Raw genomic sequence first — 23,940 nt, 5'->3', positions numbered from 1 at the left:
CCGTGGCGGCGGCCCATGCCGCCGCCTCGCGCGGCCGGGAGCCTGACCGCCGCGGTCCTGCCTTCTTTACATGCCGCCCGTGCCGAAGGCCTGCTTCATCCGCTGCCCGGCATAGGCCTGCGCATCGCGTGCCTTCTGCACCACGGCCGCGGTACCGAAGAACTCGTGCGTCACGCCCTTGTACAGGCGACGTTCGACCGGACCATTCGCCGCTTCGATTGCCTTTTGCAGCATTTCGCCATCGTCGCGCAGCGGATCGATGTTCGCGTTGATGATCGTGACGGGCGGCAGGCCGGCCAGATTCGCGTGCACCAGATCGAGACGCGTATCCTTCTTCTGGTCCGGCGAGGCCAGCAGCTTGTCGAGGAACCACTCGATCATCGGCTTGTCGAGCGGCTTCGTGACTTCGTTTTCGAGGTACGACGCCGTGTTCAGGCTACCCGACTGGGCGACCGGATAGACCGCCAGCACCGCGAGCGGCATCGGTGCATGCGCATCGCGCGCGGCGATCGCCGTGGCGACAGCCAGGTTTCCGCCCGCGCTCTCGCCGGCCAGCGCCAACTTTCTCGGGTCGCCCCCGAGGCTGGCGGCATGGCTGGCCACCCAGCGGTACGACGCGAAGGCGTCATCCCAGGCAGCCGGGAATTTCGCTTCCGGCGCACGGCGGTAATCCACCGATACCACGATCGCGTTCGACGCTTTCGCCAGGCCGCGCGCGCCCGCATCGTAGACCTTGCGGTCGGCGATCACCCAGCCCCCGCCATGGAAGTAGGTGATCACCGGGAACGGGCCCGGGCCCATCGGCTTGTACACCGTGGCACCCAATGCGCCTGCGGGTCCCGGAATCGTGATGTCCTGGGTGGTGATGCCCGGTACCAGCGCGGTCGGCGAGGTCGAGCGTCCTTCGTTCTTCAGCACGATCTTGACGCCGTCGGCCACGCCGGGCTGCATGCGGGCGGTGGCCACGTCCACTTTCTCGATGGCATCCGGATGCAGGCTGGCCAGCGCATTGAGCACACTCAGCATGTCGTCGTCGGCGCGCACGTCGGCGGTGGTCTTCGCGACGGCGTTGGCCAGGGGAGAGGGCTTGTCCGAAGGCGTGCTGCAGGCGCCCAGCAGCAAGGTGGCGGTAGCCAGAATGACGGCGCTACTGGCCAGCCGGAGCCGGAAGACGCCATTGGAACGATCGTTGAGGTCTGAAGGCAAACGCATGGTTTTTATCTCTTTTCTAACGAAGGCGGAAACGGTTGAAAAATGACCGGCTGAGCCAGTGTGTTTTCCCCGTCCATCGCACCTGCGAAGGCAGGGCCGCGATTGAGCGGGATGGCATCTCCGAAAGCATTTTCCGTTCCCGGTTCGGCGTTGCCTCGGTGCCCGGGCGTACCGGAAGCCGGAAGCCGGAAGCCGTGCGTGCGGTGGCTTACCAGAGCACGCCGTCGACCGAATGCGCGGGCGTGGGTGCGGTTTCGCCGATGGATTCCATCAGGTCGATCTGAATCGTGCGGCAGATGGAATCCATCGGCACGTCATGGACGCTGTTGGTGAAGGGATCCTGAAGATCCGTTCCCATCTTGTCGATCGTCATCAGGATGAAACCGACGGCGGTGGACGCCAGCGGCGTGTAGTACAGCAGACTGTCCACCAGGCCGATCGGCAGCAGGATGCAGAAGGCGGTGACGAAGAAGCGCAGGTACTGGCCGTATTGTTTCGGCAATGGCGTGTTCTTGATGCGTTCCAGGCCGCCCTGCGCGTTGGACAGATCGACCAGCGTGGTTTCCAGTCGGATCCGGTCGTAACGGTCGAGCCAGCCCGCCGCGTGACAGTGGGCCATGTCGGCCGCGTGCCGGTTCAACAGGGCGTTCGGCACGTTCGAGAAGGCGTCGTACCGGGCGTCGCCGGTTTCTCCGGCGGACAGGACGCGCAGCGCGGGCGTGACATCCTGGCGCAACAGGTGCAGACGCAGTGCCTGCGCGTAAGCCACCTGACGGCGCACCATGCTCCGCTGCACGGCCTGCGCCGGGGCGGCGTCGCTCACCAGGTACAGCGTCTCGCGCGCGAAACTGCGCGATGCGTTGACGATCGCGCCCCACAGCGTGCGCGCCTCCCACCACCGTGCATAGGCGGCGTTGGTGCGTACGCCCAGGAACAGCACCAGCACCGAGCCGAACAGCGACACGGGCAGGGACGGCAATTCCAGGCTGCCGCCCCGGTGCAGCATGACATACGAGGCGGTGACCGCGACATCCCAGAAGAGCAGGGCCAGCAGCGGCCAGCCGAGATAGCGGACCAGCGAATTGAACCGGGAGCCGTGTTGTACCATCATCGCCGTAACGCTCAGCGCGCGGGCGGTTCGTGACGCAGATTGCTGATCCAGGCGCCGCTCGGATCGAGGACGGACACCCGGACTTCGGCGATGTCGAAGACCCAGCCGTAGACCCCGAGCGTGCCGTTCGCCAGCCCGGCGGCGACCGAGGGATGCGTGCGCAGATGCATCAATTGCGTGATGACGTTCTGGTAAGCCAGCGCGTGGGTCAGCTCCGCGGCGGGCGGATCCTCGGTACGCGTCGCCATGACCACCGAACGGGCGGATTCGGCATTGCGCAGCCAGGCGCGCACGGTCGGCATCGATTCGTCCAGCAGTTGCGGGCCGGCACTCAGCGCCTTCATCGCGCCGCAGTCCGTGTGACCGCAGATGACGATGTTCTTGACCTTCAGGCCGCAGACCGCGTATTCGATGACGGCCGATACGCCACCGAGCATTTCACCATAGGCCGGCACGATATTGCCGATGTTGCGGCACACGAAGATCTCGCCGGGGTCCGCCTGCGTGATCAGTTCCGGCGCGACGCGACTGTCCGCGCAGGTGATGAAGAGCGTGTGCGGCGCCTGTCCGGCGGACAGGGACTCGAACTGTCCGCGCAGTTCGGCATAGGCCTCCTGCTGGAAACGTCCGATGCCTTCCAGCAGGCGCGTCATCGACTCCGTTCCGCTTTCGGGCCCGGGGGACGCGACCGCGGTCGCGAGGGTGGGACGGGATGTGGCATCGCTCATAGGCGCTCCTGATGGATGTCGAGGCGCGGCGGAGAGACGGTCCGCCGCAGGGGCATACGGATGCACTGGCGCCTCGCGCCACCGGGCAAGGCGTGTCCGGTCGTGCAAACTGTCAGCTATTTGTAATAAATAATAGCGAAGTATCGTCGCTTCGCGCGGAAATCATCGTACCGCTTTGTAAGCAAGTGTTGCACGAATTGTTGAGGGGAAGGCATCCGCAACCCCTTCACAGGCGTCATTCTTCGGCGTTGCCGCCCGACATTCCACGCAGCGCCGGCGTGCCGAGCATCTGCTGTACGCGCTGGACGATTTTCTCGACGCTGAAGGGCTTGGTGATCATCTGCATGCCCGGTGCCAGGAAGCCGTCGTTGACGGCGGCCAGTTCGGCGTAACCCGTCGTGAACAGGATGCGCAGACCGGGCCGTCTCAGGCGTGCCGCGTCGGCCATTTGCCGGCCGTTCAGGCCCGGCAGCCCGACATCGCTCACGAGCAGGTCGATCCGCGCATCCGATTCGATGATGGCGAGCCCCGACGGCCCGTCGGTGGCGTGCAGGATGACATAGCCGCATTCGGCGAACAGGTCGATCAACAATTGCCGCACGTTCTCGTCGTCCTCGACCACGAGAATCGTTTCGCCCGCGCCGGTCTGGAGATCGGCGTGCTCGCTCTGCGCGTCGACGGTCGTCGCCTCGCCCTCGGTTTCGGGCAGATAGATGCGAATCGTCGTGCCCAGCCCGACGTGACTGTAGAGGGTCGCGAAACCACCGGACTGACCCGCGAAACCATAGACCATCGACAATCCCAGGCCGGTGCCCTGGCCGAGCGGCTTGGTCGTGAAGAACGGCTCGAACGCCTGCCGGGCGACATCGGGCGGCATGCCCTCGCCGGTGTCGGTCACCGCGATGCTGATATAGCGGCCCGGCTTCACGCCGCGCTGCGTCGCGGCGTATTTGCGGTCGATTTCCTCGTGCGCGGTCTGGATCGTGAGCGTTCCGCCTTCCGGCATGGCGTCACGGGCATTGAGCGACAGATTGAGCAGCGCGCTTTCGAGCTGGTTCGCGTCGCAGCGCGTGTGACAGGGGGCGGCGTCGAGCACCAGTTCGACGGGGACCTGTTCGCCGGTGGTGCGGCGCAGCAGGTCGCCCAGCGACAGGACCAGCGCGTTGGCGTCCACGTGTTTCGGATCGAGTGGCTGCCGGCGCGAAAAAGCCAGCAAGCGATGCGTCAGCGCGGCGGCCTTCTGCGCCGAGGACATGGCCATGCCGATGTAGCGTTCGAGATCCTGCGTGCGATGCAATGCGATCAGGCGGCGAACCAGTTCGAGCGGCCCCATCACGCCCTGCAACAGGTTGTTGAAATCGTGTGCCAGACCGCCGGTGAGCTGGCCCACGGCCTCCATCTTCTGGCTTTGCCGCAGTTGCTCCTCGAGCAGCCGCTGCGTCGTCATGTCGATGCCCACGCCCGTGCGGCGCATCGGCCGGCCTGCGGCATCGAAATAGGTATGGCCGCGCGAGAGCACCCAGCGGGTCGACCCGTCGGGATGGCACACCCGGTATTCGAGTTCCAGGTCGCCGCTGCGCACCAGGCCGCCGGCCATCGTCGTGCGCAGCGCCGCCAGGTCGTCGGGGTGCACGTTGGCGAGAAAGCGCGCGCGCTGGATGCCGGCTTGCGCCTCCGCCGTATCCACGCCATACACCTCGGCGATTGCGGCATCGCAGAAAAAGCGATCGCTGGCGACGTCGTAGGTCCAGGCGCCGACGCCGCTGACCGCCGCGAGGGCGAGCCGCGTGAAGTCCATCGAATCGCGCAAGGCGGTTTCACGCGCGCGCTCCTCGGTGATGTCCCGCGCGATGCAGAACCAACTGCCGTCCAGCGCCACCACCGTCCAGCTGAACAGGTGGAAGGTACCGTCGCGCGCACGCAGGCGGTGTTCGAACGCCGGCGTATCCTGGCTCGGCGATTGCCCTTGCAACCGCCGCGCCATCGGTTCGGCGGTATCGGGGTGCTCGAGCCAATCGGCCGTGCGGCCGAGAATCTGCTCGGGCGGCCAGCCCAGCGTGCGTTCCCATGCGGGATTGACGCGGGTCCAGACGCCGTGGCCGTCGGTCACGCCGAGCATGTCGGGGCTCGCCTGCCAGAACCCGTCGTGTTCCCGGGCGCGCGCGGCGACCTGCCGTTCCGCTTCATCGACCGATGGCGGCGCGGCGCGGTGCGTCTGCGAATGTTCGACGGCGGGCAGGCAGCGTGCAGCGGAAGACGAAGGCTCGGACATGGATGGTTCTTGGCGGAAGCGCTCGGGAAAGGCCTCGTGAATCCAGGAGGTGCCGGTTCGTCGCGGCGCGGAATCGCGGCGAAGCCCGGGCGCCGGACGATGACGGAGGCAGGTGGGAAAGCCCTGGATTTTCCCACAAGTTCGCGAAGTCATGCAGCGTGCCGGGCGGGGCGCCGCCGATCGTCCGGGCCGCCTGCATCGCGATCGGCAAAAGAAAAAGGCCCCCGGCTTGCGCCTGAGGGCCTTTCACTGCGGTGCATGCGGCATGCGTTCCGCGAATCTGGTGGGTAGTACTGGTTTCGAACCAGTGACCCCTGCCGTGTGAAGGCAGTGCTCTACCACTGAGCTAACCACCCGAAGAGGCGCAATTATGGCAGACGTTTTTTGACCCGTAAAGCGTTTTCTATACCGTGCCGATCGCGGCATCCACATCCACATCGTCGGGCGCCGGCGGTACCCGCCACACGCATGTGCCCTTGCGCGCCTTGTCGAGCGCGTCGAGGACGGTTTCGTGCTCGTGCGACTCCGTTTCCGAGGCCCGCAGCACCGGCAGCGCGAGCGCCGCGAACGATGCGGCGGCGCCGGCGGATCCGCTGCCCGGCAGGTCGTGCGCGTTGTCGTGATCGATCACCAGGCTTTCCTGGCCGCGCGTGAGCGACAGATAGACCTCGGCGAGCAGTTCGGAGTCGAGCAGCGCGCCATGCAGCGTGCGGTGCGCGTTGCTGATGCCGAAACGATCGCACAGCGCGTCGAGCGAATTGCGCTTGCCGGGGAACATCGCCTTGGCCTGCGCGAGGGTATCGATCACGCCGCTGCAGTGCTGGATGAAGCCGGGCAGCCGCAACAGCTTGAACTCCGCTTCGAGAAAGCCGATGTCGAACGGCGCGTTGTGGATGATCAGTTCGGCATCCTGGACGAACGCACGCAGTTGCTCGACGATGTCCGCGAACTTGGGTTTGTCCGAGAGAAATTCGGTGGTCAGGCCGTGCACGGCCAGCGCGCCCGGGTCGCTGTCGCGTTCCGGGTTGATGTAGAAATGCAGGTTGTTGCCGGTCAGGCGCCGGTTCACCAGTTCGACCGCGCCGATTTCGATGATGCGGTCGCCGGTGCGGGGATTCAGGCCGGTGGTTTCGGTATCGAGGACGAGTTGGCGCATGATGTGGGTTAGGAAGTGGAAGCCGAGGGGGAGCGGTGCCGGCAGGGCGGGCGCCCGCGGGCGTGCGGTCGTCCCGCCCGCCGGGTTCGCCCGCCCGAGCGTTCGCTAGCCGAGCGTGTTCAGCATGTCGACGCCGCGGTTCGCGAGCCGGTCCGCGCGTTCGTTGCCGGGATGTCCCGCGTGCCCCTTCACCCAGCGCCATTGCACCTCGTGCCGGGCCGCGACGACATCGAGTTCGCGCCACAGGTCCGCGTTCTTGACCGGGGCCTTCGCCGCGGTGACCCAGTTGCGCGCCTTCCAGCCGTGGATCCATTCGCTGATGCCTTTCTGCACGTATTGCGAGTCGGTCCACAGCACCACCTTGCAGGGCCGTTTCAGCAGACCCAGTGCCGAGATCACCGCCATCAGTTCCATGCGGTTGTTCGTCGTCACGGCCTCGCCGCCGCAGATTTCCTTCTCCTGTTCACCGAAGCGCAGGAACGCGCCCCAGCCTCCCGGGCCGGGGTTGCCTTTGCAGGCGCCGTCTGCATAGATCTCGACGCAATCCTTGTCTGCCATCATTTCCTGTTGCGTGTGTTCGGTGCGCCTATGGGCGCGAGCGCCGGCACCGGGACGGTCTTCTTTTTCCACGCCGGGCCGATCAGGCGCATGCGCCGCACGCGCTTGACGGCGGTGACCAGATACACGGCGCCGAAGATCGGCCACCAGCGGTCGCCGGCCGCTTCCATGAAGCCGCAGCGTTCGAGCCATTGCGGGTTGCCGAGCGGCGGCCGGTAACAGCCGAAACGGCCGCGGCTCAGCTCGAAGCCCAGCAGCTTGATCCAGTCCTTCAGGCGCGTGAACGCGATCAGATCGCTGTCCGGCGGCACGAAAGGGCGGTGGGTCAGGCGGCCGATCGATTGTCTCACGCCCCACAGGCTGAGCGAATTGAATCCGACGATGACCAGCCGGCCCTCGGGCACGAGCACCCGCTCGGCCTCGCGCAGCAGTTCGTGCGGCTCGCGCGTGAATTCGAGCGTATGCGGCATGACCAGCAGGTCCACGCTCTGGTTCTCGAACGGCAGTTCCGCGAAATCGCCCCACATCGTGCAGCGTCCGGGTGGCGCGTGCGGCGCACCCTGCACGACGGTGTGGCGGATCAGTTTCGGCGGCGTGCGGGCGTGTGCGGCCGCGGCGTGCGTCAACCGGTCCGCGCCCGGCCGGGTCTGCGGCAGGACGTAGGGCAGGCTCACCGAGCTGGCGGGGTCGAGCATCAGAATGCGCCCCGGCATCCGGTTTTCCCGCAAGGCGTCGAGTTGCGGCATGCCCAGCTGGATCGCGCGATAGCCGAAGATGTCGCCCACTACCCGATCGAGTTGCGCCTGCTCCCACGCGAGCACGTACTGCCCGGGAGCCGAATCCGTCCAGTCGGACCAGTCTATAATCGGTCGGTCAGACATGTCTACCTAGTGGGTGTTATGCGCTTCACAGGCGTGGGCGGCGTGCACGTGCCCCGGCGGTGATGCCGGCGTTGCCGATGCGTGCCTTTTGCCCGTCTTGTTCCGTGCGGTCCGTTCATGTCGTACGTTTTTCTTCACCGGATCTTGCCATGCTTTCCGTTTCCACCGCGTTACGCGATACCGCGCCGCTGCAAGTTCTTCCCGTCGCGGCGCTCGCCGACAACTATATCTGGCTGATCGGCGCCGGGCGCGAGGTCATCGTGGTGGATCCGGGCGATGCGCGCCCGGTCGTCGCGGCGCTCGCGGCGCGCGGCTGGACGCTGAGCGCTATTCTACTCACCCATCACCACGCGGACCATGTCGGCGGTGTCGCGGGACTGCTCGCCCACCACGCGGCGGCGCACGGCGCCCACGCGACGGTGCCGGTTTACGGCCCGGCCGGCGAGGACATCGCCCATGTCACGCACCGGCTGCGCGACGGCGACACCGTCGAGATCGCGCAGCCGGCGGCCCGCTTCACGGTCATCGACGTGCCCGGTCACACCCGCGGTCATATCGCGTTCCACCAGGCCGCGGCCGAGGGCGCGCCGCCGCGGGTATTCTGCGGCGACACGCTGTTCGCGACCGGATGCGGACGCCTGTTCGAGGGCACGCCGGCGCAGATGCAGGCTTCGCTCGACCGGCTCGCCGCGCTGGACGACGCGACCCGGGTGCATTGCGCGCACGAGTACACGCTGTCGAACATCCGCTTCGCGCTGGCGTGCGACGCGGACAATGCCGATCTCCACGCCTGGCATGCACGCGCGCAGGCGCTGCGGGAACAGGACGCGCCGACGCTGCCGACCACGCTGGGCGACGAGCGGCGCGTCAATCCCTTCCTGCGTACGGATGCCCCGGCGATCCGCGCCGCGCTGCATGCGCACCTCGGGCGTGCGGTGCGGGACCGTCTGGACGCTTTCACCGAATTGCGGGCCTGGAAGGATCGCTTCTAGGGCCATGGCGGGGCGGCATGCCCGCGTGCTCGGGCAAACCCGGTCGGCACTTTAATAACCGCTTCTAGTTCCTCAATTTCATTGAGTTTTTGTAACGGCGGTTGACGTTGCCGGAAGCTTTCCTTACCATCGCCTCACGACTTTTCCCTGATCTTCCCCGGATCACGAGACGCTTTCCTATGCGATTGATTTTCCCCGCGCTGCTGGCGCTACTCCTCACCGCATGCGCCGGCACCGCCGAGAATCAAGCCCAGCAGGGTTTGACGGATACCGACGCCTTCGCCACGAACCAGGATCACTCGAAAGACACGGCGATCCATCAGGCGCTGAAGAAGTCGAGCCCGAGCAAGACCATCGACCTCGACAACGGTTCCGTCGACTCGCTCGCGTCGAACGATGGCGATCTCTGGGGCCGGATCCGCAAGGGTTTCCAGATGGAGGATCTGAGCGGCGATCTGGTGGACGCGCAAACCCGGTGGTACTCGTCGCGCCCGGATTACGTGCAGCGGATGACCGACCGTTCGCGGTTGTACCTTTATCACATCGTCGAGCAGCTCGAGCAGCGGCACATGCCCACCGAGCTCGCGCTGCTGCCATTCATCGAGAGCGCCTACAATCCCCAGGCATTGTCCGTCGCGAAGGCGGCAGGCATGTGGCAGTTCATTCCCGGCACCGGCCGCGATTACAACCTGAAACAGAATATGTTCCAGGACGAGCGGCGCGACGTGCTGGCTTCCACCGATGCCGCGCTTGATTACCTCTCGCGTCTGCACGACATGTTCGGCGACTGGTATCTGGCGCTGGCCGCGTACAACTGGGGCGAGGGCAACGTGCAGCGCGCGGTCGCGCGCAACGCCGCCCAGGGCCTGCCCACGGACTACCAAAGCCTGCGCATGCCGGCGGAAACGCGCAACTACGTTCCCAAGCTGCAGGCCGTCAAGAACCTGATCGAGAACCCGGCGCAGTATGGGCTGACGTTGCCGTCGATTCCGAATCACCCGTATTTCGTGACGGTGACGACCGCGCGCGACATCGACGTCAAGGTGGCCGCCAAGCTCGCCGACCTGCCGCTCGACGACTTCAAGGCGCTCAACCCGTCGTTCACCAAGCCGGTGATCCTGGGCTCGACGCAGCCGCAGATCCTGCTGCCGTTCGACAGCGCCGAGACCTTCGAGCACAACCTGAAGACCTACAGCCAACCGTTGTCGAGCTGGACGACCTATCGGGTCAGCCAGCGCGAGCGTCCGAACGATCTGGCCGACAAGATCGGCATCGATGCGCAAACGCTGATCTCGGTCAACAAGATCCCCGCGGGCATGCGGCTGAAGCCGGGCTCGACGGTGCTGGTGCCGAAGGCCGACGGCGACGGCAACGGCGATATCAGCGCGGACATCGCGGAGAGCGCGGTGATGTCGGTGGAGCCGGACCGGCCCGACATGCGCCGCCTGACGGTGCGCCTGAGTTCGCGGGAGTCCGCCGCCTCCGTGGCTTCGCGCTATGGCGTATCGACCGCGCAACTGCATAGCTGGAATCGCACGCGCGCCAGTACCTTCCGCGCGGGCACCCGTCTGGTGATGTTCGTGCGGGCGGATCGCGACGATCTGCCGCGCGTGATGCCGCTGGAGACCGTGCCGGTCGGCGACGACGGTCCGAAACGCGGCATCATGCGCGCGTCGGCGCATGTCGAGGCGCCGGTGGCGCCGCCCGCACCGTCCGCGCCGCCCGTGAGCGAGCGTCGCGCGGGACGGTCGGCGGCAGCGTCCCGCACGTCGTCGCCTCGCGCGGCGGCCTCGCGCCCGGCGTCGTCCCGCATCGCGACATCCCGCCCGGCGGCGGCCGCGCCGCGTGCCGTGGCTGGGAAAGCCGGTACATCGGCCCGCACCGAAGCCGCCGCGGCGCGGCCCGCTGCGAAAGCTGCCGCAACCAGCGCGCGGCGCGCCGAGCCGGCCACCCGACCGCTCGCCAAGGCCACGCGCAGCGCACCTGCCGCCAAGGCCGACGCAGCGGACAAGCGCGGCCGCAAGATCACCGCTTCGCGCTGAGCACCGCGGCCGCGCCGAACGGACCCGGTCCGGTGCGGCTGGAGGCACGGCCTCGTCCCGCCCGGCCGACATGGCGCGCGGGCTGCTGCATTACGCCGCAGGACCGTTTGCGGCTGTCATTCCTGCGTCTATTAGGCTATAATCCGCTGGTTTAGCCCAATCAACACAAAGCCCTAGCGCCTACCTCCTTCCTTCATCGCCTTACCCGTTGCTTCCTGTCGTCCGATGCCCTCCAGGGCTTGGCCGGTCGAGGCGCATCCCCAGGACCCGAGCCGCTTGCAGCGCCGGTCGGGACGCAGCCCGCCGCGCGCGACGACGAGGCCAGTGGTCGACGGGACGGCAGGTCGGCCAGGGTGATCCATCAGGAGCCTCCCTGTGCTGCCGTCTCTTCCTCCTGCTTTGCTCGCACTCGCCGACGGCACGACTTTCCGTGGCTGGTCGATCGGAGCCGAGGGCCATACGACCGGTGAAGTGGTGTTCAACACCGCGATGACCGGTTATCAGGAAATTCTCACTGATCCGAGCTATGCCCGTCAGATCGTCACGCTGACCTATCCGCATATCGGCAATGTCGGCGCGAACGACGAGGATGCCGAATCGTTCAAGATCTTCGCTGCCGGCCTGGTGATCCGGGACCTGTCGCTGGTCGCCTCGAATTTCCGCAAGCAGCGCTCGCTGAGCGAATACCTGCGTGCCGGCAATGTCGTCGGCATCGCCGGCATCGACACGCGCCGTCTCACGCGCCTGTTGCGCGAGAAGGGCGCGCAGAACGGCGCGATCCTCGCGGGCGAGGACAATCCGGCACGCGCGATCGAACTGGCGCGTTCCTTCCCCGGTCTGGCCGGCATGGATCTCGCGAAGGAAGTGTCCGTCGCCGAATCCTACGAGTGGCAGCAGACCGAGTGGAAGCTGGGGCAGGGGTGCGGGCGGCTCGAACAGCCCAGATTCCGCGTCGTCGCCTTCGACTACGGCGTCAAGTACAACATCCTGCGCATGCTCGCCGAGCGCGGCTGCCAGGTGACGGTGCTGCCGGCGCAAAGCACGATCGACGACGCGCTGGCGCTGTCGCCGGATGGCATCTTCCTGTCGAACGGTCCCGGCGATCCGGAACCGTGCGATTACGCGATCCGCGCCACGCGCGAGAGCATCGCGCGCGGCATTCCGACGTTCGGCATCTGTCTGGGACACCAGATCATGGCGCTCGCCGTCGGCGCGAAGACCGTGAAGATGAAGACCGGCCATCATGGCGCGAACCATCCGGTCAAGGATCTGGACGACGGCCGCGTCGTGATCACCTCGCAGAACCACGGTTTCGCGGTCGACACGGACTCGCTGCCGGCGAACGCGCGCGTCACGCACGTCTCGCTGTTCGACAACACGCTCCAGGGTTTCGCCCTGACCGACAAGCCGGCGTTCTGCTTCCAGGGCCATCCGGAAGCGTCGCCGGGCCCGTCGGACCTGGCCTATCTGTTCGATCGCTTCATCGATTCCATGGTCGCGCACCCGTCGGCCGCACGCCAGCGGGCCTGATGACGGCACGCGCCGGCCGACCGGCGCCTGACGGCGCGCAGGACGCCCCGGGAATGTCCCGGAGCGCGTCGCGCGGCACACACACAGAATATTTTTAGCAAAGCCATGCCAAAGCGCACAGACATCAAGAGCATCCTCATCATCGGCGCCGGTCCGATCATCATCGGTCAGGCCTGCGAGTTCGACTATTCCGGCGCGCAGGCCTGCAAGGCGTTGCGCGAGGAAGGCTACCGGGTGATCCTGGTCAACAGCAACCCGGCCACGATCATGACGGACCCGGACACGGCCGATGTGACCTATATCGAGCCGATCACCTGGGAAGTCGTCGAACGCATCATCGCGAAGGAAAAGCCCGACGCGATCCTGCCGACCATGGGCGGCCAGACCGCGCTGAACTGCGCGCTCGAACTGCATCGTCAGGGCGTGCTCGACAAGCACGGCGTCGAGTTGATCGGCGCGAAGCCGAAGGCGATCGACATGGCGGAGGACCGCCAGAAGTTCAAGGAAGCGATGACCCGCATCGGTCTCGGTTCGGCGAAATCGGGCATCGCGCACTCGCTCGACGAGGCGTTGAAGGTACAGACGCAGATCGCCGCGCTGACCGGCGGCAGCGGCTATCCGACCGTGATCCGGCCGTCGTTCACGCTGGGCGGTTCGGGCGGCGGGATCGCCTACAACCGCCAGGAGTTCGAGGAAATCTGCAAGCGCGGGCTGGATCTGTCGCCCACGCGCGAGTTGCTGATCGAGGAATCCCTGCTGGGCTGGAAAGAGTACGAGATGGAAGTGGTGCGCGACACCGCGGACAACTGCATCATCGTCTGCTCGATCGAGAATCTCGACCCCATGGGCATCCACACGGGCGACTCGATCACCGTCGCGCCGGCGCAGACGCTGACCGACAAGGAATACCAGCTGCTGCGCAACGCGTCGCTGGCGGTCCTGCGCGAGATCGGCGTCGATACCGGCGGCTCGAACGTGCAGTTCGCGATCAACCCGGTCGACGGCCGGATGATCGTCATCGAAATGAACCCGCGCGTGTCGCGCTCGTCGGCGCTGGCATCGAAGGCCACGGGCTTCCCGATCGCGAAGATCGCGGCGAAGCTGGCGGTGGGCTACACGCTCGACGAATTGCGCAATGAAATCACCGGGGGCGCGACGCCGGCGTCGTTCGAACCGTCGATCGACTATGTGGTCGTCAAGGTGCCGCGTTTCGCGTTCGAGAAGTTCCGCGAGGCGGATTCGCACCTGACGACGCAGATGAAGTCGGTAGGGGAGGTGATGGCGATCGGCCGCACGTTCCAGGAGTCGTTCCAGAAGGCGCTGCGCGGGCTGGAAGTCGGCGTCGACGGGCTCGACGAGAAGACGATCGACCGCGACGAGATCGTCCAGGAGATCGGCGCGGCCGGCCCGGACCGCATCTGGTACGTGGGCGACGCGTTCCGCATCGGCATGAGCGTCGAAGAAATTCATGCCGAGACCGCGATCGACCCCTGGTTCCTCGCGCAGATCGAGCAGATCGTGCAGATGGAGAAGGCGCTGGGCGGGCGCACGCTGGACAGCCTGACCCACGACGAACTGCGCCATCTCAAGCGCAGCGGGTTTTCGGACCGGCGCCTCGCGCGCCTGCTGTCCGCCACCCAGACCGCCGTGCGCGAACGCCGGATCGCGCTGAAGGTGCGCCCGGTGTACAAGCGCGTGGATACCTGCGCGGCGGAATTCGCGACCGATACCGCCTACCTCTATTCGACGTATGAGGAGGAGTGCGAGGCGGCCCCGACCAACAACAAGAAGATCATGGTGCTGGGCGGCGGTCCGAACCGGATCGGGCAGGGCATCGAATTCGACTACTGCTGCGTGCACGCGGCGCTGGCGTTGCGCGAGGACGGCTATGAGACGATCATGGTCAACTGCAATCCGGAAACCGTTTCGACCGATTACGACACGTCCGACCGCCTGTACTTCGAGCCGCTGACGCTCGAGGACGTGCTGGAAATCGTCGACAAGGAGAAGCCGGTCGGCGTGATCGTGCAGTACGGCGGTCAGACGCCGCTGAAGCTGGCGCTCGACCTGGAAGCGAACGGCGTGCCGATCGTCGGCACGTCGCCGGACATGATCGACGCCGCCGAGGACCGCGAGCGCTTCCAGAAGCTGCTGCAGGATCTGGCACTGCGTCAGCCGCCGAACCGCACCGCGCGCGCCGAGAGCGAAGCGCTTGCGCTGGCCGAGGAGATCGGCTATCCGCTGGTGGTGCGGCCGTCGTACGTGCTGGGCGGCCGGGCGATGGAAATCGTCCATGAACCGCGCGACCTCGAGCGTTACATGCGCGAGGCGGTCAAGGTGTCGCACGACTCGCCGGTCCTGCTCGACCGGTTCCTGAACGACGCGATCGAATGCGACGTCGACTGCATCGCCGACGGCGAGGCGGTCTTCATCGGCGGCGTGATGCAGCATATCGAACAGGCAGGCGTGCACTCCGGCGACTCGGCCTGCTCGCTGCCGCCGTATTCGCTGTCCGAGGGGACGATCGCCGAACTCAAGCGCCAGACCGCCGCGATGGCGCGCGGGCTCAACGTGATCGGCCTGATGAACGTGCAGTTCGCCATCCAGCAGCAGCGCGAGGCGGACGGCTCGACGAAGGACGTGATCTACGTCCTCGAAGTCAATCCGCGCGCCTCGCGCACGGTGCCGTACGTGTCCAAGGCGACCGGTCTGCAACTGGCGAAGATCGCCGCGCGCGCGATGGTCGGGCAGACGCTGCGCGAGCAGGGCATCGAGAAGGAAGTGGTGCCGCCGTACTTCAGCGTCAAGGAAGCGGTGTTCCCGTTCACGAAGTTCCCGACGGTCGACCCGGTGCTGGGGCCGGAAATGCGCTCGACCGGCGAAGTTATGGGCGTGGGCCGTACCTTCGGCGAGGCCCTGTTCAAGTCGCAGCTCGCGGCCGGTTCGCGCCTGCCGGAATCCGGCACGGTCCTGTTGACGGTGATGGACAGTGACAAGCCGGCCGCGGTCGAGATCGCCCGGCGTCTGCACGAGTTGGGGTACACGATCGTGGCCACGCGCGGCACGGCCGCCGCGATCGCCGCCGACGGCTTGCCGGTGAAGGTGGTCCACAAGGTCAAGGACGGCCGCCCGCACGTGGTCGACATGATCAAGAACGGCGAGATTTCGCTGGTGCTGACGACGGTGGACGAGACGCGCACGGCCATCGCCGATTCGCGTTCGATCCGCATGAGCTCGCTCGCGAACAATGTCACCTACTACACGACGATCTCCGGCGCGCGCGCCGCGGTCGAGGGCCTGGCCTATCTGCGGGAGCTTGAAGTCTATGATTTACAAGGACTGCATGCTCGCCTAAACTAGGGCTTCGATCGACGAGATTCGAAGTCTTGGGGACGCCGATAACGATGCGTCCCTCGTCAGCCGCGGTTGGGCGGCGTTTGCCTGCGGGCAAACGCGACCTGCTGCGGCGATTTTTTTTGTATGGTTAATTTGCTATGAGTACCGTCCCGCTGACGAAACGTGGTGCAGAGCTGTTGAAAGACGAACTCCATCGACTGAAGTCGGTCGAGCGTCCGTCGGTGATCAATTCGATCTCCGAGGCACGCGCGCAGGGCGACCTGTCGGAGAACGCCGAGTACGACGCGGCCAAGGAAAAGCAATCGTTTGTCGAGGGCCGGATCATCGAGCTCGAGGGCAAGCTGTCCGCCGCGCAGGTCATCGACCCGGCGACGATCGATGCCGAAGGTCGCATCGTCTTCGCGGCGACGATCGATCTCGAGGATCTGGAGAACGGCGGCAAGGTCACGTATCAGATCGTCGGCGACGACGAGGCGGACCTGGAGCAGGGGCTGGTATCGGTGAGTTCGCCGATCGCCCGCGCGTTGATCGGCAAGTACGAAGGCGATGTGGCCGCGGTGCAGGCACCCAGCGGCGTGCGCGAGTACGAAGTGATCGCGGTGCGGTACGTCTGATCAGCGGTCCGCCTTTCCGATCTGCTTTTCAGTCCGCTCTTCAGTCCGTCTCCTGGTCCGGCCCAATACGACGACCTGAGCGGATCTGCCGATACGCGCCGGCCCGGTCCGCGCCGAAAAGGCCGCGGTCTCGCCCGCCGGCCCGGTCCTTTTTCCTGTCTACCGGGCTTATTTGTCCTGCTGGTGCATCCGCTTGGTGCTGACGACGCGGCGTTTCGCCTTCTTGACGTTGCCGCCGGCGGTCACGCGTTCATTGCCGCGGACCAGCACCTGCGTCGGACGCGCACGGCGGCGGTCGTTGCCGGTCGGCTTGACCACGGTCACCATGCGCGGCGCGCCGCCCTTGCCGGTACGGGGCGCTGCACCATCGGCGGCGGCATCGCGCGTGCGGGCGCGCTCGCGCGGCGCGGCGGTCGCATAGGCCGAGGCGGCCGACGTGGCCTGGCGCAGCGGCGTCTTGCGTGCCGGGCTGCGCGCGGCGGCGCCGGGAGTGGCACCGGCCCGGCCGCGCGGCGCGGGCGCGGCCGGGCGACGGCCGTTCGCCGGCGCGGCGGCGACACGGCGCGCGGTGGCGGCGTTCGACGACGGCCCGGTGGCACGACCGCGGGCGGTGGGTGCCGCCGCGATCAGGTCCTCGGCGTCGTCCGACGGGCGCCAGATCACCAGCAACTTGCCGATGTGCTGAACCAGCGCGGCGTCGAGCCGGGAGCACAAGGTGTCGGCGATTTCGACACGTGCGTCGCGGTCGTCGCCGAACACACGGATCTTGATCAGTTGATGCGAGTGCAATGCGCGCTTGGCCTCCGCCACGACAGGCTCGGTCAGGCCGTCGGCGCCGATGATGACGACAGGTTTGAGCGCATGGGCCTGCGCGCGAAGATCGGCGCGCTGGGCGGGGGACAGATTGAAGGCGGGCATGGAAGACTTGTCGGACGGTAAGGCGCCGGAATGGCACAAAAGCAGCGTATTATCCCCTAAAAGAGGGACTTTCAAGAAAGTTTCATGGCGAAGAATAGATCCAATCAATCCTGGCTGCACGATCATATCAATGATCCGTATGTGAAAATGGCGCAGCGCGACGGCTATCGCGCCCGCGCCGCGTATAAACTCAAGGAAATCGACGAGCAGGACAAACTGATCCGCTCCGGCCAGATCGTGGTCGATCTGGGCGCTTCGCCCGGTAGCTGGAGCCAGTACGTGCGCAACCGCTTCGGCAGCACCGCACGCAAGCCGGGCGCCGACGCGCCGGCGGAGGGCCGCGAGATCGCCGAGCTGAACGGCACCATCATCGCGCTCGACATGCTGCCGATGGAGCCGATCTCCGGGGTGCAGTTCATCCAGGGCGACTTTCGCGAGGACGACGTGATGGCGGCGCTCGAAAAACTGCTGGGCGGCGCCAAAGTCGACCTTGTACTTTCGGATATGGCCCCCAACTTGTCGGGAGTGGCGTCCGCCGACGCGGCCCGGATCGAGCATGTCTGCGACCTGGCCCTCGAGTTCTCGCAAAATCATCTGAAGCCGGACGGAGCGCTGCTCGTGAAGTGCTTTCACGGCAGCGGCTACAGCCAGATCATCGAGAAATTCAAGCAACAGTTCAAGGTGGTCGCGCCGCGCAAACCCAAGGCATCGCGCGACAAGTCGTCGGAGACCTTCATCTTGGGAAAACGTCTTAAAACCGTCTAGCCCGACCGGCTGGCCAGCGCGCATCCGTAACCAATATCGGTATCGCGCCGGAGCGGGTGTCGGGAGTTGCCTCGTTTTCCTGTCTGTTCGCCGGACATCATGCGCTGAAAGTGTGGCTTGCATGACGCGGTTGTCTATGGCAGGGGATCACGGAGTGGATTAGAATGCGTCGAACAGCCTTGTCGTTCCATGGGGCCGGCGATATCAGTGAAGGAGTGGTGCCTTGAACAACAATATGTTTTCGAAAGCAGCAGTGTGGCTGGTGATCGCACTGGTGTTATTTACGGTGTTCAAGCAGTTCGATAAGCCGCGGGTCCAGGAAGGCGTGCCGTATTCGCAGTTCATGGACGACGCGAAGAACGGCAAGATCAAATCCGTGACCGTGCAGGGCCGTAACCTGAATGTCACGCCGGCGGACGGCAACAAGTACTCGATCGTGCAGCCGGGCGACATCTGGATGGTCGGCGACCTGATGAAGTACGGTGTCCAGGTCAGCGGCAAGCCGGAAGACGAACCGAATCTGCTGGTATCGATCCTGACCTACGTCGGGCCGTCGATCCTGCTGATGGTGTTCTGGTTCTACATGATGCGGCAGATGCAGGGCGGCGGGAAAGGCGGGGCGTTTTCCTTCGGCAAGTCGCGTGCGCGGCTGATCGACGAGAACAACAACGCGATCAATTTCACCGACGTTGCCGGCTGTGACGAAGCGAAGGAGGAAGTCAGCGAACTCGTCGACTTCCTGCGCGATCCGCAGAAGTTCCAGAAGCTGGGTGGCCGGATCCCGCGCGGCGTGCTGCTGGTCGGTCCGCCAGGAACCGGCAAGACGCTGCTGGCGCGGGCGATCGCCGGCGAGGCGAAGGTGCCGTTCTTCAGCATCTCGGGCTCGGATTTTGTCGAAATGTTCGTCGGCGTGGGTGCGGCCCGGGTCCGCGACATGTTCGAGCAGGCGAAGAAGCACGCGCCCTGCATCGTGTTCATCGATGAAATCGACGCGGTCGGTCGGCATCGCGGCGCCGGCATGGGTGGCGGCAACGACGAACGCGAGCAGACGTTGAATCAGATGCTCGTCGAAATGGACGGCTTCGAAGCGAACTCGGGCGTGATCGTGATCGCCGCGACGAACCGTTCGGACGTGCTGGACAAGGCGCTGCTGCGTCCGGGCCGTTTCGATCGTCAGGTCTACGTCGGTCTGCCGGACATCCGCGGCCGCGAGCAGATCCTGAAGGTGCATCTGCGCAAGGTGCCGATTTCGGGCGACGTGGACGCCGCCGTGATCGCACGCGGTACGCCGGGGTTCTCGGGTGCGGATCTGGCCAATCTGGTCAACGAATCGGCACTGTTCGCGGCACGCCGTGGCAAGCGCATCGTCGAGATGCAGGATTTCGAGGATGCGAAGGACAAGATCTTCATGGGTCCGGAGCGTCGTTCCGCGGTGATGCGCGAGGAAGAGCGCCGCAACACGGCCTATCATGAGTCGGGCCATGCCGTGGTCGCCAAGCTGTTGCCGATGGCGGACCCGGTGCACAAGGTATCGATCATGCCGCGCGGCTGGGCGCTGGGGATCACGTGGCAATTGCCGGAACACGACCGCGTGAACCTGTACCGTGAGCGCATGTACGAGGAAATCGCCATCCTGTTCGGCGGGCGTGCGGCGGAAGACGTATTCATGAATTCGATGTCGACGGGTGCCTCGAACGACTTCGAACGCGCGACGAAGATGGCGCGTGACATGGTGACGCGCTACGGCATGTCGGACGTGCTGGGCACGATGGTGTATGTCGACACCGAGCAGGACGGCATGTTCGGCAAGATGTCGTCGAAGACGGTATCCGAGGCGACGCAGCAAAAGGTGGATGCGGAGATCCGCCGGATCCTCGACGAGCAGTATCTGCGTGCGCGCACGCTGCTCGACGAGAACCGGTCGAAGGTCGAGGTGATGGTGGGCGCCCTGCTCGAGTGGGAGACCATCGATGCCGACCAGATCGACGACATCATGGCCGGCAAGGATCCGCGGCCGCCGAAGAACCTGCCGCCGCCTTCCGGTGGCAGCCCGACCGGCGGCAACGGCGGTTCGGACGTGAAGACACCCAGCAGCATCACTGCACCGGCCTGACGGGTAGTGATTTCCAGCGGGCCGATGCGAAAGCACCGGCCCGTTTTGCTTGTGAATCTCCGCATGCGTCGGACCGTCAAGCTGCGCTACCATTCGCGTACCTGCTTTCCCCCTCTTTTCGCTCTTTTCCCTATGCAAGACACTCACGGCACGCTGCGTTGCGGCCGCTTCACTTTCTCTTTGTCGCGCCCGCTGGTCATGGCGATCCTCAACGTCACGCCGGATTCGTTTTCCGACGGCGGCCAGTTCCATTCCCGCGACGCAGCGCTGCGGCACGCGGAGCGCCTGATCGCCGACGGTGCGGACATTCTCGACATCGGGGGCGAGTCGACCCGTCCGGGTGCGCCGCCCCTGTCGCTGGGCGAGGAACTGGACCGGGTGATGCCGCTGGTCGAAGCCCTGCATGACTGCGGCGTGGCCGTCTCGGTGGACACCTACAAACCCGATGTCATGCGCGCGGTACTGGACGCGGGCGCCGACATGATCAACGACATCCGCGGATTCACGGAGGATGACGCGCTCGAGGCTGTTTCGCGCAGTGAGTGCGCGGTCTGCGCGATGCATATGCGCGGCGACCCGCGAACGATGCAGGATGCCCCGGTGTACGACGACGTGGTGGCGGAAGTGCGCGAATTCCTCGACCGACGCGTGATCGCGCTGGAGTCGGCCGGCGTGGCGCGCGAGCGCATCGTCGTCGACCCCGGCTTCGGTTTCGGCAAGAACGTCGCGCACAACTATCGGCTGTTGCGCGATTTGCCGATGACCTCGCCGGGCGGTTTGCCGATCCTGGTGGGCATGTCGCGTAAATCGATGCTGGCCGCGGTATTGGGTGATCCGCTGGCGTCGGCTTCCCAGACTGCCGCACAGACTCCCTCCCAGACGGCTTCACAGACGACGTCCCGGACCATGCCCTTGCCGCCGCCGGCCGCGCGGCTGCACGGCAGCATCGCCGCGGCGATCTGCGCCGCCGAGCGCGGGGCCGCGATCATCCGCGTGCACGACGTCGCGCCGACGGTGGAGGCGCTTGCCGTCTGGCGGGCGATCAATGCGTACCACGGCGACGCAAGCGACGTCTGATCCGGTCTACAATCCGGTTCCGGCCGGCACGTCCGCACGCGGGCCTTCCGCGCTGCCGCGCCGTCGATCGACACCCGAACCGTTGCACGAGCAGGAGAACGCATGGAGCGTCAATACTTTGGTACCGACGGCATTCGCGGCCGCGTCGGCGAAGCACCGATTACCCCGGACTTCGTACTGAAACTGGGCTATGCCGCCGGGCAGGTGCTGGTGGGTTCGGCGAATCGCGCCGCGCAGGGGCGCCCCACGGTATTGATCGGCAAGGACACGCGGGTGTCCGGCTATATGCTCGAAGCGGCGCTGGAAGCCGGGTTTTCCTCCGCCGGCGTCGACGTGATGCTGGCCGGGCCGATGCCGACGCCGGCTATCGCCTATTTGACGCGGGCGCTGCGTCTGGCCGCCGGGGTCGTGATCAGCGCCTCGCACAATCCGTATTACGACAACGGCATCAAGTTCTTCTCCGCCGACGGCAACAAGCTGCCGGACGAGGTGGAAGGGCAGATCGAGGCGCAATTGCTGCTGCCGCAGGTCTGCGCGCCTTCCGAAAAACTCGGCAAGGCGCGCCGACTCGGCGACGCCGCCGGCCGTTATATCGAATTTTGCAAGAGCACCTTTCCGGCGGCCTACGACCTGAAGGGCATGCGCCTGGTGGTCGACTGCGCGCATGGCGCCGCCTACGACATCGCGCCGCATGTGTTTCATGAACTGGGCGCCGAAGTGATTCCGCTGGGCATCCAGCCCAACGGCTTCAACATCAACGACGGCGTGGGCGCGACCGCACCCGACGCGCTGGTGCGCGCGGTGCTCGAACACCGTGCGGATCTCGGCATCGCCCTCGACGGCGATGCGGACCGCCTGCTGGTGGTGGACGCGAGCGGGCGACTGTTCAACGGCGACGAACTGCTCTACGTGCTGGCGCAGGACCGGATCGCGACCGACGGCCGGATCGCGGGCGCGGTCGGCACGCTGATGACCAACCTCGCGGTCGAGCAGGCGCTCGGGCGGCTGGGGGTGGAATTCGTCCGGGCGCCGGTGGGCGACCGCTATGTGCTGGAGAAACTGCGCGAACGCGGCTGGCAATTGGGCGCCGAAGGGTCGGGACACATCCTGTCCCTCGACCGTCATACGACCGGCGACGGCATCGTGTCGTCGCTGCTGGTGCTCGCCGCGCTGCGTCGCAGCGGCCGCTCGCTCGCGCAGATGCTGTCCGGCGTGACCCTGTTTCCGCAACGCCTGATCAATGTGCGCATCGCCGCCGGCGCGGACTGGCAGAGCGATCCGACGATCGCCGACGCGGTCGCCGCGGCGCGCGCCAGCCTGGGCGACGCCGGCCGGGTGCTGATCCGCGCGTCCGGCACCGAGCCGGTGCTGCGCGTGATGGTGGAAGCGGAAGACGGCGCGGCGGCCTCGCGCCACGCGGAGGCGATCGCCGCGAGCGTGCGCAGCGCGATCGCCTGACGGCGCAGGTGCGGGGCATTGATGACTGTCACATGAATGTCATGTTCGTGTTCTAAGCTGTGCGCTGTCCCGTCTTCCTCTCGCGGGCCTTTCGCATTCACACTGGAGCATGCATGAACTCGATGAGCCGCAGGACGATCAGCGCGATCGCCGGCCTGATCACCTCCATCGTCGCCACCGCAGGCCACGCCGCCGATATCACGGGCGCCGGCAGCACCTTCGCCGCGCCGATCTACGCGAAATGGGCGGACGAGTATCAAAAGGCCAGCGGCAGCAAGGTGAACTATCAGGGCATCGGTTCATCGGGGGGCATCAAGCAGATCAATGCGAAGACGGTGGATTTCGCCGGCTCCGACGTGCCGATGAAAGACGAGGAACTGGCCAAGACGGGTCTGATCCAGTTCCCGACGGTGGTGGGCGGCATCGTGCCGGTCATCAATGTGCCGGGCGTGAAGCCGGGCGCGCTGGTGCTCAGCGGCGCGGTGCTGGGCGACATCTACCTGGGCAAGATCAAGAAGTGGAACGACCCGGCGCTGGTCGCGCTGAACCCGAAACTCACCCTGCCGGACAGCTTCATCGCGGTGGTGCGCCGCGCCGACGGCTCCGGCACGTCGTTCGTCTTCACGAACTATCTCTCGAAGGTCAACGCCGAGTGGAAGGCGAAGGTGGGCGAGGGCGCGACGGTCAGCTGGCCGACCGGCACCGGCGGCAAGGGCAACGACGGCGTCGCGGCGTTCGTGCAGCGGCTGCCTGGCGCGATCGGCTATGTCGAATCGGCCTATGCCACGCAGAACAAGATGGTCTATGCCGACATGAAGAACGAAGCCGGCACGGTGGTGGCGCCGAACGCGGACAGCTTCAAGGCGGCATCGGCCAGCGCCGACTGGGCGAAGACCTTCTACCAGGTGCTGACGAACGAGCCCGGCAGGAACGCCTGGCCGATCGTCGCGGCCACCTATGTGATGCTGCATGCTTCGCAGGACAAGCCGCAGCAGGGCGCGGCGGTGCTGAAGTTCTTCGACTGGTCGTTCAGGAACGGCCAGTCGGCGGCACAGCAGCTCGATTACGTGCCGTTGCCGGAATCCGTGCTCGCGCAGGTGCGCGCGGCATGGAAGAATGTGAAGGACGGCGCGGGCAAGTCCGTCCAGTAATGCCG

Annotated in this window: 18 protein-coding genes and 1 tRNA gene; 10 read left to right on the top strand and 9 right to left on the bottom strand. The window is 66.1% G+C overall.

Annotation, left to right across the window (positions count from 1 at the left end; all coding sequences use genetic code 11):
- Positions 1-66: 66 nt before the first annotated feature.
- The 8 genes from OVY01_RS15110 to OVY01_RS15075 form a co-directional block, all read right to left on the bottom strand.
- On the bottom strand, positions 67-1,212 hold the full coding sequence (locus OVY01_RS15110) for an alpha/beta hydrolase (protein WP_267848410.1): 1,146 nt from the start codon (positions 1,210-1,212) through the stop codon (positions 67-69).
- 208 nt (positions 1,213-1,420) lie between these two features.
- A complete protein-coding gene (locus OVY01_RS15105; protein WP_267848409.1) occupies positions 1,421-2,323 on the bottom strand; it encodes a bestrophin family protein in 903 nt (300 codons plus the stop codon).
- A gap of 11 nt (positions 2,324-2,334) precedes the next feature.
- Positions 2,335-3,051, bottom strand: a complete 717-nt coding sequence (locus OVY01_RS15100) for a carbonic anhydrase (protein WP_267848408.1) — start codon at positions 3,049-3,051, stop codon at positions 2,335-2,337.
- 235 nt (positions 3,052-3,286) lie between these two features.
- The gene (locus OVY01_RS15095; protein WP_267848407.1) at positions 3,287-5,323 is read right to left on the bottom strand and encodes a hybrid sensor histidine kinase/response regulator; all 2,037 of its coding nucleotides are present in this window, start codon (positions 5,321-5,323) and stop codon (positions 3,287-3,289) included.
- 281 nt (positions 5,324-5,604) lie between these two features.
- Positions 5,605-5,679 (bottom strand) — tRNA-Val (locus OVY01_RS15090).
- Between the two features lie 47 nt (positions 5,680-5,726).
- Positions 5,727-6,479 (bottom strand): DNA polymerase III subunit epsilon, encoded by a 753-nt coding sequence (dnaQ, locus tag OVY01_RS15085; protein WP_267848406.1) that lies wholly within the window; start codon positions 6,477-6,479, stop codon positions 5,727-5,729.
- 105 nt (positions 6,480-6,584) lie between these two features.
- The gene (gene rnhA, locus OVY01_RS15080) at positions 6,585-7,037 is read right to left on the bottom strand and encodes a ribonuclease HI (protein WP_267848405.1); all 453 of its coding nucleotides are present in this window, start codon (positions 7,035-7,037) and stop codon (positions 6,585-6,587) included.
- On the bottom strand, positions 7,037-7,918 hold the full coding sequence (locus OVY01_RS15075; protein ID WP_267848404.1) for a class I SAM-dependent methyltransferase: 882 nt from the start codon (positions 7,916-7,918) through the stop codon (positions 7,037-7,039). The genes rnhA and OVY01_RS15075 overlap by 1 nt, the downstream gene beginning before the upstream one ends.
- A gap of 149 nt (positions 7,919-8,067) precedes the next feature.
- On the opposite strand from OVY01_RS15075, the gene gloB reads away from it, so the two are divergent.
- The 5 genes from gloB (at position 8,068) to greA (ending at position 16,453) form a co-directional block, all read left to right on the top strand.
- Positions 8,068-8,910, top strand: coding sequence for a hydroxyacylglutathione hydrolase (gloB, locus tag OVY01_RS15070; RefSeq protein WP_267848403.1), 843 nt, complete (start codon positions 8,068-8,070; stop codon positions 8,908-8,910).
- A gap of 179 nt (positions 8,911-9,089) precedes the next feature.
- The gene (locus OVY01_RS15065; RefSeq protein WP_267848402.1) at positions 9,090-10,952 is read left to right on the top strand and encodes a transglycosylase SLT domain-containing protein; all 1,863 of its coding nucleotides are present in this window, start codon (positions 9,090-9,092) and stop codon (positions 10,950-10,952) included.
- A gap of 375 nt (positions 10,953-11,327) precedes the next feature.
- Positions 11,328-12,482 carry a glutamine-hydrolyzing carbamoyl-phosphate synthase small subunit gene (gene carA, locus OVY01_RS15060; protein WP_267848401.1) on the top strand — a complete coding sequence of 385 codons (1,155 nt, stop codon included), beginning with the start codon at positions 11,328-11,330 and terminating at the stop codon, positions 12,480-12,482.
- Positions 12,483-12,587: 105 nt separating this feature from the next.
- Positions 12,588-15,842, top strand: coding sequence for a carbamoyl-phosphate synthase large subunit (gene carB / locus OVY01_RS15055; protein ID WP_267848400.1), 3,255 nt, complete (start codon positions 12,588-12,590; stop codon positions 15,840-15,842).
- Positions 15,843-15,976: 134 nt separating this feature from the next.
- Positions 15,977-16,453 carry a transcription elongation factor GreA gene (gene greA / locus OVY01_RS15050; protein WP_267848399.1) on the top strand — a complete coding sequence of 159 codons (477 nt, stop codon included), beginning with the start codon at positions 15,977-15,979 and terminating at the stop codon, positions 16,451-16,453.
- 168 nt (positions 16,454-16,621) lie between these two features.
- On the opposite strand, the gene OVY01_RS23330 is transcribed toward greA, so the two are convergent.
- Positions 16,622-17,371 carry a YhbY family RNA-binding protein gene (locus OVY01_RS23330; RefSeq protein ID WP_432422253.1) on the bottom strand — a complete coding sequence of 250 codons (750 nt, stop codon included), beginning with the start codon at positions 17,369-17,371 and terminating at the stop codon, positions 16,622-16,624.
- Positions 17,372-17,455: 84 nt separating this feature from the next.
- Between OVY01_RS23330 and OVY01_RS15040 the strand changes: the two genes are divergently transcribed.
- The 5 genes from OVY01_RS15040 (at position 17,456) to pstS (ending at position 23,935) form a co-directional block, all read left to right on the top strand.
- Complete coding sequence (locus OVY01_RS15040) at positions 17,456-18,136, top strand: RlmE family RNA methyltransferase (protein WP_267848398.1); 681 nt, start codon at positions 17,456-17,458, stop codon at positions 18,134-18,136.
- A 223-nt stretch (positions 18,137-18,359) separates the two neighbouring features.
- On the top strand, positions 18,360-20,249 hold the full coding sequence (gene ftsH, locus OVY01_RS15035) for an ATP-dependent zinc metalloprotease FtsH (protein WP_267848397.1): 1,890 nt from the start codon (positions 18,360-18,362) through the stop codon (positions 20,247-20,249).
- Between the two features lie 132 nt (positions 20,250-20,381).
- Complete coding sequence (folP, locus tag OVY01_RS15030) at positions 20,382-21,326, top strand: dihydropteroate synthase (protein WP_267848396.1); 945 nt, start codon at positions 20,382-20,384, stop codon at positions 21,324-21,326.
- 102 nt (positions 21,327-21,428) lie between these two features.
- Entirely contained in the window at positions 21,429-22,784 is a 1,356-nt protein-coding gene (gene glmM, locus OVY01_RS15025) for a phosphoglucosamine mutase (RefSeq protein ID WP_267848395.1), read from the top strand.
- Between the two features lie 122 nt (positions 22,785-22,906).
- Positions 22,907-23,935, top strand: coding sequence for a phosphate ABC transporter substrate-binding protein PstS (gene pstS / locus OVY01_RS15020; protein ID WP_432422261.1), 1,029 nt, complete (start codon positions 22,907-22,909; stop codon positions 23,933-23,935).
- Positions 23,936-23,940 lie beyond the last annotated feature (5 nt).

The organism is Robbsia betulipollinis, assembly GCF_026624755.1.
In the GTDB taxonomy this organism is placed as follows: domain Bacteria; phylum Pseudomonadota; class Gammaproteobacteria; order Burkholderiales; family Burkholderiaceae; genus Robbsia; species Robbsia betulipollinis.
This window is presented reverse-complemented; position numbering and strand designations above follow the sequence as displayed.

Coding starts and splice junctions, on each gene's coding strand:
- OVY01_RS15110 (WP_267848410.1), bottom strand. CDS start 1,212: ATGCGTTTGCCTTCAGACCTCAACGATCGTTCCAATGGCGTCTTCCGG.
- OVY01_RS15105 (WP_267848409.1), bottom strand. CDS start 2,323: ATGATGGTACAACACGGCTCCCGGTTCAATTCGCTGGTCCGCTATCTC.
- OVY01_RS15100 (WP_267848408.1), bottom strand. CDS start 3,051: ATGAGCGATGCCACATCCCGTCCCACCCTCGCGACCGCGGTCGCGTCC.
- OVY01_RS15095 (WP_267848407.1), bottom strand. CDS start 5,323: ATGTCCGAGCCTTCGTCTTCCGCTGCACGCTGCCTGCCCGCCGTCGAA.
- dnaQ (WP_267848406.1), bottom strand. CDS start 6,479: ATGCGCCAACTCGTCCTCGATACCGAAACCACCGGCCTGAATCCCCGC.
- rnhA (WP_267848405.1), bottom strand. CDS start 7,037: ATGGCAGACAAGGATTGCGTCGAGATCTATGCAGACGGCGCCTGCAAA.
- OVY01_RS15075 (WP_267848404.1), bottom strand. CDS start 7,918: ATGTCTGACCGACCGATTATAGACTGGTCCGACTGGACGGATTCGGCT.
- gloB (WP_267848403.1), top strand. CDS start 8,068: ATGCTTTCCGTTTCCACCGCGTTACGCGATACCGCGCCGCTGCAAGTT.
- OVY01_RS15065 (WP_267848402.1), top strand. CDS start 9,090: ATGCGATTGATTTTCCCCGCGCTGCTGGCGCTACTCCTCACCGCATGC.
- carB (WP_267848400.1), top strand. CDS start 12,588: ATGCCAAAGCGCACAGACATCAAGAGCATCCTCATCATCGGCGCCGGT.
- greA (WP_267848399.1), top strand. CDS start 15,977: ATGAGTACCGTCCCGCTGACGAAACGTGGTGCAGAGCTGTTGAAAGAC.
- OVY01_RS23330 (WP_432422253.1), bottom strand. CDS start 17,371: ATGCCCGCCTTCAATCTGTCCCCCGCCCAGCGCGCCGATCTTCGCGCG.
- OVY01_RS15040 (WP_267848398.1), top strand. CDS start 17,456: ATGGCGAAGAATAGATCCAATCAATCCTGGCTGCACGATCATATCAAT.
- folP (WP_267848396.1), top strand. CDS start 20,382: ATGCAAGACACTCACGGCACGCTGCGTTGCGGCCGCTTCACTTTCTCT.
- glmM (WP_267848395.1), top strand. CDS start 21,429: ATGGAGCGTCAATACTTTGGTACCGACGGCATTCGCGGCCGCGTCGGC.
- pstS (WP_432422261.1), top strand. CDS start 22,907: ATGAGCCGCAGGACGATCAGCGCGATCGCCGGCCTGATCACCTCCATC.